Here is a 14,071-nt window from a genome sequence, read left to right as displayed (position 1 = left end):
TCTATTACCTTCCCCCTGATGCGGGTCAGGGGGGAAGCCAGGAGGATTGAATGCAACAGTACGATGTGGTGATAGCCGGCTCCGGGCCGGCAGGCTCCACCTGTGCAAAGGCGCTGAAGGATGAAGGTTTCACTGTTCTGGTCCTGGAAAAGGAGATCCTCCCCCGACACAAGACCTGTTCGGGAGTGTTGTTCGGACAGACACAGGAACTGATCGAGGACTATTTCGGGGCCCATGTCCCGGCCGAGGTGTATTGCGACAATAAATATGTGGAAGCGGACGATATCCGCGAATGGGATGATGGGCAGGGCTATATCCCGTACACCTGGGAAATTGACAAAGATGGCAGGAAGTTCTCACGCACCTATCACAATGTCTGGCGAGACAAGTTCGACAAGTGGCTGCTCGATCAATCGGGCGCCGAGTACCGCGACGGTGCGAGAGTGAAGGCCTTCGACGCCGTTGGCAGCACTGTCGACGTTCATGTCCATATGTGGCGGGCAAACGAATCTGCGGTCTTCAGGTGCGATTATTTCGTGGGTGCGGACGGCAACGATTCCACCGTGCGACGTTTGCTGCACGCACAGAACCCGGAGTCCGCCCAGCGGCACAAGCTCGCATCCTATCAAAGTTATTACAAAGTAAAGTCACTGGGTTCGTTGAAGCCAAACGGATGGACCGTATTCCTGAGGCAGGAAATCGGCGATTACATTCTCTGTGTACATCAGAAGGACGAGTACCTGGTCATGCATGTGGGGGGGATGGATGGACGAAACCTTCGGCAATCCATGGAAAAATTCAAACAGTTGTTGTCAGGCCGGTTCGGTGTGACCTTTGGCGAACATTGGCGGGACGAGGGGTGCACGTGTGAACTGCTGCCGATCTTCCTGGGTCAGGAAAAGGTGCTCGTTACCGGAGAAGCGGCCGGTTTCATCTACCTGAACTGCGAAGGGATCAGTGCTGCGATGGATAGCGGCTACCGGTGCGGGAAGGCTATTGCACAGGCACTACGCTCCAACGGCAGGTCGGCAAGGGATCTCTATGGGGAAGCTTGCCGGGACATCCTGCAGCACATGGACAAATGCATGTCCCAGATGCATTTCCTTGCTTGATTGGGAGATCGCAGCAGTCAGGGGATTCATTGGGCAGCACATCAAACAGGAGGAGTAGATGGGGAAAGCAATACACACCTTAAAGCATAAATCTGCACCGCGGTTCATCAACCGCCAGAAGTTTCTGGCAGCGGCATTGATAGCAGTGACGAGCATCTGCGGCAGTGCCGATGCGTTCGAGATTCCCACCGGAAGCGAGGATCTCGTAATCAATTGGGACAACACCTTAAGATACACCCTGGCTTCACGTGTCAAGGGGCGAAATCCGGCGATCACCAACAGCATTAACAACGATGACGGCGACCGCAATTTCGGCCGGGGGATCGTCTCCAGCCGCCTGGACCTCCTTACCGAGGCGGATGCGGTGTATAAGAACAATTTCGGGATCCGGCTCAGCGCAGCGTCCTGGTATGACCCCATGTACAGGCGTGGATTCGACAATGACTCTGTGGCGACCGAAAACCACATCGTCGACGGCCGGCAATCTCTCGGTATCAGTCCCTTTGCCCGGGACCGCTACGGACTCGATGCCGAACTACTGGACGCCTTCGCCTTCGCCAAGGTCGACCTGGGTGAGGTTCCCGTCAACACAAGGGTCGGGCGCCACACAATCTATTGGGGTGAGGCTTTTTTCCCCTATGCCGGGATGAATGGCATTTCCTACGGCCAGTCTCCCATCGATTTGGCTAAGGCGCTCAGCATGCCTGGTGTGGAATTGAAAGAGATTTTCAGGCCCCTTAACCAGGTTTCGGTCCAGGTGCAGCCCACCAATGATTTATCCATTGCAGCACAGTACTACCTGCAGTGGGAGCCATCCCTTTTCCCCGAGTCGGGAACCTACCTGGGGATGTACGATCCATTTCTGGAAGGGGGGGAATCGGTCATCCTCAACATGAACCCGCTCATCAATCCCCGTAACGGCGGCCCCAATGAGCCGAGACAGATGGGGGATTGGGGGATCTCGGCCCGCTACAGCCCTGAAGGCTCAAAGGTACAATCGGGGCTTACTACCGCAGATTTTCGGACAAACTGCCCCAGGTTGTGGGGGACTATGACGGTGTGTCGCCAATCCCCCTGCGATACCACTTCGCCTACGGCTCCAACATCGACCTCTACGGCCTGAGTTTCGCCAAGCAGTTCTTCGGCATAAGCGTAGGCTCCGAGGTCTCCTACCGCCACAATATGCCCATCGCCAGCACGACCCTGGCACCCGTGGGCGCACGGGGAGACACCATGCACGCAGTGTTGAACTTCCTGAGCGTCCTCCCCAAGACGCCGCTTTTCCATACGGGTACGGCGATTCTCGAATTCACCTACGGCCGCATGGTCAGGGTCACAAAAAATCCGGAATTCTATAACGGACGCGCCGGATACAGCGGTCTCGACAAGCCGACCCGCGACAATACCACGGTCACCCTGAATTTCGTACCGGAATGGAAGCAGGTATTCAACAGCGTCGACTTATCCATGCCCATCAACTTCGCCACCGGCATTTCCGGGAACTCGGCGGTCACCGGCGGCGGCGCGAAAAAGAGCGGCAGTTACAGCGTCGGTCTCTCCTTCGACATCCTGGCCAAGTACAAAATCGATCTTACCTATGCAAGCTTTTTCGGCACCCTCCATCCCGACGCCAACGGCCAGATCCCCTTCCCCGGGTTGGCTTCGGTAGCAGGAGACGGCGCCGGTGACATTTACGGGGTGCTAAAGGACCGCGACCTGCTTTCCCTGACATTTAAAACCAGTTTCTAAGAAAAGGAGATAACAATGTTGAAATTTAAATACTCATTTGCAGCCTTACTGGTCCTTACCTTTTCCGGGTTGGCCCTAGCTGCGGTATCCCCGGATGAGCCGCACAGCTCGGCAAGAACCTGACAATGATCGGCGCCGAAAAGGCCGGCAACAAGGAAGGCACTATCCCGGAGTACGCCGGTGGCAACACCAAGTCTCCGGCCGGCTACAAAAACGATGGCTGGCGACCCGATCCCTATGCAGGGGAAAAACCCCAGTTCTCCATCACCGCCAAGAATATGGCCCAGTATGCAGGCAAGCTCTCCGAGGGAGCCAAGGCGATGCTGAAGAAGTATCCGGGCTTCCGTATCGACGTGTACAAGACCAATCGATCCGCCGCCCACCCCAAATATGTCCAGGAGAACACGAAAAAGCACGCATTGACAGCTAAGCTGACCGACAATGGACTGGCGTTTACCGGCGCCCACGCCGGCTATCCCTTTCCCATACCCAAGAGCGGCATCGAGGCCATCTGGAATCACATCCTCCATTACGAGGATGTGACATACCAGGAAAGGTATCGTTCCTATACCGTGGACGCCACCGGCCGGCCTACCATGCAGACCGATGGGAACGTCAAGCAGGAGTTCTTTTATTACGACCCCAAAAACCCCAATGCAAAAGACTTCTACGCCCTCAAGGTGAACTACGTCGGACCAAGCCGTCGAGTGGGCGAATCCTTTCTGATAATTGACCCGCTGGATTATGCCGTAATGCCAGGCAGGGATGGCAGTACCTCCCCGGCCAACGGCGCGTGAAACTGGCGCCGGACCTGTCTTTCGACACACCCTGCTCCATATATGGCGGGCAAACCACCTGGGACGATCTGTTCCTGTTCAGCGGCTCGCCGGAACGTTATAACTGGAAGCTTGTGGGCAAGAAGGAAATGTACATCCCGTACAACGATTACAAGATGCTGTACCAGTCAAACCACGAGAAGGATGTCTTGAAAGCGAAGCACCTGAATCCCGATCTGGTGCGCTGGGAACTGCATCGTGTCTGGGTGGTGGAAGCAACCCTCAAGCCGGGGAAACGCCACCTTTACAGCAAACGGGTTTTCTACCTGGATGAAGACAGCTGGAGAGCCGCTGCTGCTGATCAGTACGACGGCAGAGGGCAACTGTACCGGGTCGCTTCACCTATATAACCCCCAGCTACGATTCGCCCTGTGCCTTTGGCGACAGTTTCTCAGTTCATGATCTGCTTACGGATTCCTATGCCATAAACGCCTTACCGGTAACCGGCAAACAGGGAATCATCCATGGCAAAACAGCCTTCCCACGCAAGGAATGGACTTCCGATTCACTGGCAGGCCAAGGCATAAGGTAATGGATGGGCACTCCCGGCCACGGGAAAAGAAGCGTCGGGAGTGCCTCGGCAGATACACTGAAAGGGAGTAACTATGAAATCGAGAATACTACTGATATTGCCTGCAGCCGCCACGGTCATGCTCTCATTCATCACGTTTGCCGCAGCGTCTTTCAACGATGTTCTCGACACGCCGGCGCTGAAGAACCGGCATGCGGAGAAGACCCTTCTCATCAGCGTCGCCACGGCCGGGAAGCGGGTGGTGGGGGTGGGCCAGCACGGCCACATCGTCTATTCCGACGACAGGGCAAGACCTGGACCCAGGCCAGTGTTCCGGTGAGCTCAGACCTGTTGGCGGTGCATTTCCCGTCAGCGCAGAAGGGATGGGCCGTGGGGCACGACGGGGTAGTTCTGCACTCGGCCGACGGCGGGGCCAGCTGGGTCAAGCAGTTCGACGGCCGGGCAGCGGCCCAGGTCCTGATAGGCCACTACATGGGAACTAACAGCTGCGGCGCCTGCCACGCCCCCGAAAATACGCCGGTAGGCGCGCCGGGCGGGCCGGAGACCGCGGCAATGATGGCGGAAATGAAGAAATTCGTCGATCAGGGGCCTGACAAACCGTTCCTGGACGTCTGGTTCGAAAGCGACACCACCGGCTTCATCGTTGGCGCCTTCAACCTGATCTTCCGTACGGTTGACGGCGGCAAGAGCTGGACCCCGTGGTACGACAGGATAGACAACCCGAAGCGCTTTCACCTCTATGCCATACGTCCCGTCGGCAAGGATCTGTTCATTACCTCCGAACAGGGCACGGTATTCAAGCTGGACCAGACAAAGAAACGATTCACGGCGCTAAAGACCGCCTATGCCGGCACCTTTTTCGGCATCACCGGCAAAAACGGGGCGGTAATCGCCTACGGCATGCGCGGCAATGCCTTCAAAAGCAGGGATGGCGGTTCCACCTGGCAGAAGATCGAGACCGGCATACCGGTAGGCCTGATGGGTGGCACTGTCACCGACGATGGCAAGATCGTCCTGGTGAGCCAGGGGGGACATGTGCTGGTGAGCAGCGATGACGGCACCAGCTTCAACCAGCTCAAAATCGACCGGCCGACGCCAGCCGCCGGTGTGGCCGCCATTGACGGCAACACTCTGGCCCTGGTCGGCAAGCGGGGCGTGAAGGTACAAACGATCAGGTAGGGGCGGGCCTTGCGCCCGCCCTGATTGGGGCACCCGCTGATTGGGGCACCCGCTGATTGGGCACCCGCCCTGATTGGGCACCCGCTGATTGGGCAACCGCTGATTAGGCGCCCTGATTGGGCGCCCGCCCTGATTGGGCACCCGCAAGGGGTGCCCCTACAAAGAAATCGCATAATGCTATTTCAATTCAAAATCAGTCAAAACAGGAGAGCTGACATGGCAGTTGGAACGGGAAATACTGAGGAAATGCCGGTCGTCAAGGAGTTGAAGGATTTCGACCAGAAATCCGGCAACTGGCTTGAGCGGCTGATCTTCAACAACCGGCTGGCGGTGATGATCGCCTGCGTGGTCGTCACCCTGGCCCTGGCCTACCAGACAACCAGGATTGTCTTCAACGCGAGCTTCGAGAAGATGCTCCCCCAGAGCCACCCCTACATCAAGAACTATCTGGCAAACAAGCAGGACCTGCCAGGCCTGGGCAACTCGATCCGGGTGGTGGTGGAGAACACCAGGGGGGACATCTTCGATCCCCGGTACCTGGATATTTTGCGGCAGGTCAACGACGATCTGGTGCTCACCCCCGGAGTGGACCGGGCCTGGGTGAAGTCAATCTGGACCCCGGCGGTCCGCTGGAACGAGGTCACCGAGGAGGGGTTCCAGGGCGGACCGGTCATGCCCGACAACTTCGACGGCTCCGAAGAAAAGGTGTCGAAGCTCAAGCAGAACATCACCCGCTCGGGCATCGTGGGGAGCCTCCTGGCAACCAACTACAAATCAGCCATGGTCTTTGTGCCGCTCCTGGACAAGGACCCCACCACGGGAAAAAGGCTCGACTACAACGCCTTCTCCAAGCAGATCGAGAACGACATTCGGAAGAAGTACGAGGCAATGGGCAAGGGCGAGGTCAAGATACACATCGTCGGCTTTGCCAAGCTGGTAGGTGACCTGATCGACGGCCTGATGCAGGTGATGACCTATTTCGGCATCGCCGCCCTTATCGCAGCCATCGTCATCTTCCTCTACACCCGCTGCATCCGTAGCACGGGCCTGGTCATCCTCTGCTCCGTGATGGCGGTCATCTGGCAACTGGGGATAGTCGCCACCCTGGGCTTCGAGCTGGACCCCTACTCTATCCTGGTGCCGTTCCTGGTTTTTGCCATCGGCGTTTCCCACGGCGTGCAGAAGATGAACGGCATCATGCAGGACGTGGGACGCGGCACCCACAAACTGGTAGCAGCCCGCTACACCTTCCGCCGCCTATTCCTGGCAGGCCTCACCGCCCTCATGGCCGATGCGGTCGGCTTTGCCGTACTGATGCTGATCGACATCCCGGTCATCAAAGACCTGGCGCTCACTGCCAGCATCGGCGTGGCCGGCCTGGTCATCACCAACCTGCTGCTCCTGCCGGTCTTCCTCTCCTACACGGGGGTCAGCCCGAAGGCGGCCGGCAGAAGCCTTCAGGAGGAAAGCGAAGAAACTACCGGCAAAGGGATCGGGGCGCTGTGGAGCTTCTGGACCACTTCACCCAGCGCCGCTGGGCCACCCGGGCCGTGGCCGTCTCCGCAATCCTGGCAGTGGCCGGCTTCGTCGTCAGCCTGAACCTGAAGATCGGCGACCTGGACCCCGGCGCCCCGGAACTCAGGCCCAACTCCCGCTACAACAAGGACAACAATTACATCACCAGCAACTATTCCCTCTCCAGCGACCAGTTTGCCGTCATCCTCAAGACCCCGGTCGAGGGCGCCATCAAATATGCGCCACTCATAGAGGCCGACCGCCTCGCCCTGGCCCTGCAGCAGGTACCCGGCGTTCAGACCACCGTTACCATGTCCGACGCCATCCGTATGATCACCGCCGGCACCTATGATGGAAACCCCAAATGGTACACCCTCAACCGCAGCCAGGAGGTCCTCAACTACAGCGGCCAGCAGTCCTGTTTCGACAACCCGGACCTGATCAACAGCACCATCTCCGTCACGCCGGTCATCGCCTACCTCTCCGACCACAAGGCCGAAACCCTGAGCCGGGTCCTCACCGTGGCCGAGGAATTCGTCAAAAAGCACACCACCAAGGACCGGCAGTTCATGCTGGCGGCGGGGAGCTCCGGCATCGAGGCCGCCACCAACATCGTGGTCAAGTCAGCCAACCGTACCATGCTGCTCTATGTTTACGGCGCCGTCATCGTGCTCTGCTTCATCACCTTCCGAAGCTGGCGGGCCGTTCTGGTGGCAGTGCTGCCGCTGGTGCTCACCTCGATCCTGTGCGAGGCGCTGATGGTCGCCCTCGGCATCGGTGTCAAGGTCGCCACCCTGCCGGTCATCGCCCTCGGGGTCGGCATCGGCATCGATTACGCTCTCTATCTTTTGAGCATGCAGCTCAAGTACCAGCGGGAGGGGCTCTCTCTGGGGGAGGCGTACCAGAAGGCGGTCCAGTTCACCGGCAAGGTCGTAGGCCTGGTGGGAATCACCCTGGCCGGCGGCGTCATCACCTGGCCCTGTCGCCGATCAAATTCCAGGCAGATATGGGAATCCTCCTCACCTTCATGTTCCTCTGGAACATGTTCGGCGCCCTCATCCTCATCCCAGCCCTGTCGCACTTCATGCTCAATACGGTGAATGAAACCGTTGAAGAATATGTTGAAGAAGGGATTCCTGGGGAAATCGAAACGGCGGGTTAGCTGGTTGTGCAGGAGGGCACCGCAAGGTCCGTAGCTGTGGCGACAGAGCGAACGGACCATGTCGCGGCTGACTTTATTCGCATAATTCTCATTTTTGGGGAAGGCTGTCGTGGCATGGGGAGAGAGTGACGAGCTACAGCGGCGAGCGGACACCCGCCGCATCTGGAACGAAGGCAACACGCCAATTTAAGCGTCGTGGATAATTACGGGGGGCGGCACTGCAAGGTCCGCAGCTGTGGCGACAGAGCGAACGGACCATGTCGCGGCTGACTTTTAGCTCACGGGGGAACCGTTTTGCTTGCCGTTTTTCGTCGAGGTCTCACTCTGGTGCTCCAGGCGATAGGCAAGCTGGGGACGTGAGAGACCGAGCATTCTCGCCGCTGCGGAAAGATTGCCCTTTGCTTTCTCGACTGCAGCTTCCGCCAACAGAGTATTGGCCTGTTCAAGGGTAATTTTGCCGCTCAGGATCGCCTCGCAGAAATCCTTGCCGCTTTCTCTCTGGCTGTCGGTTAACCCCCCTTTGCCATCAAGGCGCAATTCGGTTACCTGTTCGTTATAGGAAGGAAACATGTGATTTATTGCAATATGATTACCATTGGGAGCAAGCATAACCCCGCGCTCCACAACGTTCTGCAGTTCCCTGATATTGCCCGGCCATTGATAGGCGAGCAAAGCCAGCTTGGCCTTGTCGGAGAAACCGCGCAGTTTTTTCCCGTTAATATCACTGAATTTCTTGAGAAAACTCTTAGCCAGGATCAAAATGTCAAGCTTACGATCTGAGGGGAGGAATGTTGATCTGCAGAGCATTCAACCGGTAATACAAGTCGGAACGAAATTTACCATTCCCCACGAGCTGTTTCAGGTCGATGTTGGTTGCCGCAACCAGCCGTACATTCACCTTGTAGATTTCTGTGCCTCCCAGACGTTCAACCTCACCCTCCTGCAGCACGCGAAGCAGCTTCGCCTGGGCCGACAGGGGCAGGTCCCCCACCTCATCCAGGAATAATGTGCCGCCGTCGGCTCGCTCGAAACGACCGGGCCTGGAGGCAAGGGCGCCGGTAAATGCGCCTTTCTCAACGCCGAACAGTTCCGATTCCACCAGATCATGGGGTATGGCGGCACAGTTAATGGCGATGAACGACTCCTTGCAACGAACCCCCTTCTCATGCAGCGTACGCGCGAAAACCTCCTTGCCGACCCCCGTCTCCCCCTGGAGCAGAACGTTGATCTGGCTGTCGGCTGCTTGGGTAAGCAGTTCGTAAGCGGTAAGAAAAGCAGGCGAATTACCGACAATATCGGACGGCAGCTTCGTTTTCTTACCCATGGCAGAACGCAACTGCACGACCTGATTTTGCAGACCGATTAGCTGTTCGGCGATGGATTCGTGATTAGTCAGCAACTCGAAATCACTTGCATCATCCCACTCTTCAACCGGCTTACCAACGAGAGAACAATGGCTTCCGCCCATTGCATGGCAGGCGACCTCTTTGCATAACACAGGCCTGCCCATGAAGGCAGAAGTATAGCCACTGGCATAGCCGATCAGGTTCCAGCAGACACCCTCGGACGACTCACCATAATGACGCAAGTGAGCCTGCCCCTCCCATGAGTTCTCCCATTTGGCCTCAACATAGAATTTGCCGATTTGACGGTTTATTTCCAGTTTAGTAATGGTAGTTTTAACAATTCCTTCCAGAGTGTGAAGCAGCGGTCCGGCCATGTACAATTGCAAGTCGCTGGTAATTTCGGGGTTGAGACGGGTAAGCTCGAAGTCGCTCATCCCCGACACATATCCCATGCGCATGAGCAATCCACGTGCACGCCCCATCCCCAGCGCATCGATCAACTCGCGGCGCATCAAGGCGTGGGCATCGGCATGCACCAGCAGCATCCGGTGTTCGTGCAGCCATATCTGGCCAGTTTCACTGGAAAAACGCAATTGTGATCGCATGCTACTACTAACGGAATCATATGCGGGCAAACCTTTTGCCATCCTATTTTTTTTCTCCATTTCAGTCCTTCTACAAATCTTTAGATTTATCGAACAATGTTTTATATAACCATATTCAGGTAAAAAAGCAAATTTTTACCCTCACCGCGGATGTCCTACAGAAGAACTTAAAAGGTCTCACCCCTCGCCTGAACCCCATTTATTCCCACCTATGCGAGTTTGGCGCTTCGTGAAAAAAAATTTTATCATTTTCTGAAAAAGAAGAACCGGTCTGGCGGTATTTAGAAATTGAGCAAAGGTTGAAAGAGTTTCAATTTCCCTTCCCGGACGCCATTACCCCTCAAAATAACCACCGTTACAAAACAATATTATTCTGTGTTGTTTTTTATTCAACTTACTGAATCTACAATACTTTACCGCAACAAGACTACATACGTAACCTATCGCACCACTACCACGCCAATATTTATGAAACATTGTTTTGGCATGGCTCCTGCTATCAATATCCTTATGAAAGCAAATCTGCCTACCCCCAAAGGAGGTACCGGATGCTCACGCCACTTATCACCGAAATCCAGAGGTTCTGTCTGCAGGACGGCCCCGGCATCAGAACCACCATCTTCGTCAAGGGGTGTCCTCTCCATTGCCCCTGGTGTCATAATCCAGAAAATATCAGCTTGAAACCAGAATTCTATTTTCACGCAAACAAATGCCAGGGATGCGGGCAGTGCGCCAGCAGTTGCCCATCCGGCGTATGCACATCCTTTGGGCCGAAAAAGGGTATCGAAGAAATTGTCGACAGAAGCCGCTGCACGGCGTGCCTGGGATGTGTATCCGCCTGCCGGTTCGGTGCACGTGAAACGGTGGGCAAGTCTCTGAATATGAACGCCATTGTAGAAGAAGCGGTATCAGACCGCATTTTTTACAACAACAGCGGAGGCGGAGTCACGATCAGTGGTGGTGAACCACTCATGTACCCGGCATTTACCCGTGAACTGGCACGTATTCTAAAAGTCCGGGAGAACATCCACGTGGCAATGGAGACCTGCCTCTTTGCAGAGTGGGAAAACATCAACCCCCTGTTGGAATTTGTCGACCTGTTCATCGTCGATATCAAATCGCTGAAGCCGGAGAGGTACGAGCAGGTGATCGGCGGCTCCCTTCACAAAATCCTGGCAAATTTCGAACGGCTCATACAGGCCGGGGCTGCCACGCGCATCCATCTGCCGATTATTCCTGGGATCAATGACACCGCCGATGATTTCGAAGCCTATATAGAGTATCTGGGACAGTTCGCCGACAATCTCAATGGTGTGGACCTGCTCCCCTATCACTCATATGCAACCGGCAAATATGTGCAATTGGGGCGGAGCTACACCTACCTGGGGGTCCCGGATCTTCCTGCCCGAAACCTTTTCCCCCTGGCGGACGCCCTCAGGTTGAAAGGAATCCGCGAAGTTACCGTCGGCGGCTTGATCGGCACCATGGCTTCAACAGGAAACGTTGTCGGCAACGAGTCATCGAAAGCCGATCGCAGTGGCCTGCCGCTGAGGCCATATGCGCCACAAACGAAGGGGGTGGTTCCAGTCCGGCGTTAACCGGTTGACAACCTGCTAAGAGATACAGCGACAACCATTAAAAACCCACCTTGTCGACGGGAGGGTATTAAACGTGATGAGGATAAAGGAGATCCATTATGAGCACATGCAAAGATTGTTCGTTCTATTTTGCCGTTCCTGAAAACGCAGGGGACTATGAACCGGGCCGCGGAGATTGCGTGACCCAGAAAGAAGATGCCAAGGGAAAATACTGGCTTTCAAAGCCGACGGTGCATGCCACCCCTTCATGTCAGACCTTCAAGAAGTCCAAGTAGTGTCCATCCGGAAAGTCCGGATGAGACACTACTGGTTTCCATCAGTGAAACCGGATGGAAAACAAATTTAATTCACAGGGAGATAACTTATGGCAATGGTAGCGCAGTCCATCAACTACAAAGGCAGGACTATCGATTTTCCGCTGGAAAACCCGGAAGAAATAAACGTGCCTGACGAGATATTGCACGAAAACCTCTGCAAGCCGACCACCGAACGGACCAGGAGGCTCAAGGCAAGGTGCCGCTGGAAGCATGCCTCTGCCGGTGAATTCATCGACAAGGAAGTCCGGGCAGGCATCGAAAGAATGCGGCTGGTCACTGAGTCGCACAAGGCCACTGCCGGCAAGCCGGAAGTGATCCGCCGCGCCCTCGGACTCGCCCATCTCCTCAACAATAGCACGCTGGTGCTCCAGGACGACGAACTGATCATCGGCTATCATGCGGAAGATCCGGAGATGTTCCCCCTCTATCCCGAACTGGCCTACATGGCGGTTCAGGACTACCTGATGACTGACTACGCGCCGCAACCGAAGGATGAGGCACAGGAAATCCTCGACTACTGGAAGCCGTTCAGCATTCAGGCTAAATGCGAGCCCTATTTCGATCCCATCGACCTGACGAGGATGTATCAGGTAAGCACCATGGAAGGCCCCATGTTCGCTTCCGGCTACAACAGCATTGTCCCTCCTTACGAGACGGTGCTGGAGGATGGCCTCCTGAAGCGGATCGAACTGGCAAAGGAGAAGCTGGCCAACGCCCAGGCCGAGATGGAGAAGACCCCCTGGGACGCCACCAAGCAGCTCTCCTGGATTCCCAAGATCGACCTCTGGAAGCAATGATCATTGCCGACGAAGCGGTCATCAACTGGGCTCGTCGTCACGCCCGGCTGGCCAAGATCGTCGCGGAAAATTTCGAAACAAACTCCGCCCGCAAGGAAGAGCTGCTGGAGATCTCGGAGATCTGCCACCGCGTCCCCGCCGAGCCGGCCAAAGGACTCAAGGATGCCTTCCAGTCCAAGTGGTTCGTCTTCCTCATCTGTCATGCCCTTGACCGCTACGCCAGCGGCTTTGCCCAGAAAGAGGACGAGCTGCTGGAGCCTTACTATAACATCAGCGTCAACGACAAGTCTTTTCAGCCCATGACCCACAAGGATGTGGTGGAACTGGTGGAGTGCGAGCGGCTGAAGATTTCGGAGCACGGCGCCGGCAAGTCCCGCGCCTACCGGGAAATATTCCCCGGTTCCAACGACCTCTTCATTCTCACCGTAGGGGGAACCAAGCCCGGTTATGTGGATGCATGCAGCGACATGACCGACGCCATCCTGGAGGGAGCGCGCAACATCCGCACCACCGAGCCTTCCATCGTCTTCCGCTGGGATCCCGTGGGGCGCGTCAAGACCAAAAGGCTCGTATTCGAGTGCATCCGGGACGGCCTCGGTTATCCCTCCATCATGCACAACCGGATCGGGGTCGAACAGATGAAGTTCTTCAGTCAGTTCAGCCTGACCAAGAACGGTGTCACCGACGACGAGGCGCACCGCTGGGCCAACGTGCTCTGCATGTCGCCGGGTGTCTGCGGCAGAAGGAAGACGCAGAAAACCAGGTCCGAGGGGGGGAGTGCCATGTTCCCCGCCAAACTTCTGGAAATCGCCCTCAACGACGGCTACGACTGGTCCTACTCCGACATGCAGCTCGGCCCCAAAACCGGCAATGCCGCTGACTTCAAAACCTTCGACGAGCTGCTGGAGGCATTCCGCAAGCAGTACGCCTACGTGAGCAGCCTGGTCATCCGGGCCAAGGATGTGATGCGGCACTTCGAGTGCCAGGTGATGCAGATGCCTTTGTCTCCAGCATCGACGACGGCTGCATGGAGCTGGGCATCGACTCGGTGGAACTGTCCGAGCAGCCCAACGGCTGGCACAACCCGATCACCACCGTCGTTGCCGCCAACTCCCTGGTCGCCATCAAAAAACTTGTTTTCGACGAGAAGAAGTACACCATGAAGCAGCTCCTGGATGCCCTCCACGCCAACTGGGAAGGCCATGATGCCATGCGCCAGGACTTCCTCAATGCGCCCAAATGGGGGAACGACGATCCCTACGCCGACGAAATCATCCGCAAGTTCTACGAGGAGATCCTTGGTGGTGAGCTGGCCAAGGTGAC

Annotated in this window: 10 protein-coding genes and 4 pseudogenes; 13 read left to right on the top strand and 1 reads right to left on the bottom strand. The window is 56.4% G+C overall.

All coding sequences use genetic code 11. The features are described from left to right. Positions 1-50: 50 nt before the first annotated feature. The 9 genes and pseudogenes from JCM15764_RS15440 to JCM15764_RS30075 all read left to right on the top strand — a co-directional run bounded on the left by JCM15764_RS15440 (position 51) and on the right by JCM15764_RS30075 (position 8,023). Entirely contained in the window at positions 51-1,112 is a 1,062-nt protein-coding gene (locus tag JCM15764_RS15440) for an NAD(P)/FAD-dependent oxidoreductase (RefSeq protein WP_054697290.1), read from the top strand. A gap of 58 nt (positions 1,113-1,170) precedes the next feature. Then, positions 1,171-2,861, top strand: a pseudogene (locus JCM15764_RS28635) (DUF1302 domain-containing protein). A 125-nt stretch (positions 2,862-2,986) separates the two neighbouring features. After that, the gene (locus tag JCM15764_RS27030; RefSeq protein WP_279384483.1) at positions 2,987-3,658 is read left to right on the top strand and encodes a DUF1329 domain-containing protein; all 672 of its coding nucleotides are present in this window, start codon (positions 2,987-2,989) and stop codon (positions 3,656-3,658) included. Then, the gene (locus JCM15764_RS27025; RefSeq protein WP_279384482.1) at positions 3,655-4,047 is read left to right on the top strand and encodes a DUF1329 domain-containing protein; all 393 of its coding nucleotides are present in this window, start codon (positions 3,655-3,657) and stop codon (positions 4,045-4,047) included. Before JCM15764_RS27030 ends, JCM15764_RS27025 begins: the two co-directional genes overlap by 4 nt. Positions 4,048-4,302: 255 nt before the next feature. Then, on the top strand, positions 4,303-4,548 hold the full coding sequence (locus tag JCM15764_RS24305; RefSeq protein WP_243689148.1) for a hypothetical protein: 246 nt from the start codon (positions 4,303-4,305) through the stop codon (positions 4,546-4,548). Further along, positions 4,545-4,595, top strand: a pseudogene (locus JCM15764_RS28630) (hypothetical protein); the annotation flags it as partial. The gene JCM15764_RS24305 and the pseudogene JCM15764_RS28630, both read left to right, overlap by 4 nt. Positions 4,596-4,598: 3 nt before the next feature. Further along, complete coding sequence (locus tag JCM15764_RS15420) at positions 4,599-5,408, top strand: WD40/YVTN/BNR-like repeat-containing protein (RefSeq protein WP_243689147.1); 810 nt, start codon at positions 4,599-4,601, stop codon at positions 5,406-5,408. A gap of 216 nt (positions 5,409-5,624) precedes the next feature. Continuing rightward, complete coding sequence (locus JCM15764_RS30080; RefSeq protein ID WP_243689146.1) at positions 5,625-7,007, top strand: efflux RND transporter permease subunit; 1,383 nt, start codon at positions 5,625-5,627, stop codon at positions 7,005-7,007. Further along, entirely contained in the window at positions 6,911-8,023 is a 1,113-nt protein-coding gene (locus tag JCM15764_RS30075; RefSeq protein ID WP_243689145.1) for an efflux RND transporter permease subunit, read from the top strand. The genes JCM15764_RS30080 and JCM15764_RS30075 overlap by 97 nt, the downstream gene beginning before the upstream one ends. Positions 8,024-8,358: 335 nt before the next feature. Here JCM15764_RS30075 and JCM15764_RS15410 read toward each other — a convergent pair. Beyond that, positions 8,359-10,096 (bottom strand): annotated as a pseudogene (locus JCM15764_RS15410) (sigma 54-interacting transcriptional regulator). Between the two features lie 488 nt (positions 10,097-10,584). Here JCM15764_RS15410 and JCM15764_RS15405 point away from each other — a divergent pair. The 4 genes and pseudogenes from JCM15764_RS15405 to JCM15764_RS30065 all read left to right on the top strand — a co-directional run. Continuing rightward, positions 10,585-11,634 (top strand): glycyl-radical enzyme activating protein, encoded by a 1,050-nt coding sequence (locus tag JCM15764_RS15405; protein ID WP_054697281.1) that lies wholly within the window; start codon positions 10,585-10,587, stop codon positions 11,632-11,634. A gap of 98 nt (positions 11,635-11,732) precedes the next feature. After that, a complete protein-coding gene (locus JCM15764_RS15400) occupies positions 11,733-11,909 on the top strand; it encodes a benzylsuccinate synthase gamma subunit family protein (protein WP_054697277.1) in 177 nt (58 codons plus the stop codon). An 89-nt stretch (positions 11,910-11,998) separates the two neighbouring features. Next, complete coding sequence (locus JCM15764_RS30070; protein ID WP_243689144.1) at positions 11,999-12,748, top strand: pyruvate formate lyase family protein; 750 nt, start codon at positions 11,999-12,001, stop codon at positions 12,746-12,748. Further along, a pseudogene (locus JCM15764_RS30065) lies at positions 12,745-14,066 on the top strand (pyruvate formate lyase family protein); the annotation flags it as partial. The gene JCM15764_RS30070 and the pseudogene JCM15764_RS30065, both read left to right, overlap by 4 nt. Positions 14,067-14,071: the final 5 nt, after the last annotated feature.

The organism is Geotalea toluenoxydans JCM 15764 (genome assembly GCF_001311985.1).
GTDB classification, from domain to species: domain Bacteria; phylum Desulfobacterota; class Desulfuromonadia; order Geobacterales; family Geobacteraceae; genus Geotalea; species Geotalea toluenoxydans.
The sequence above is the reverse complement of the archived record's forward strand: the minus strand, read 5'-3'. Positions and strand labels throughout refer to the sequence as shown.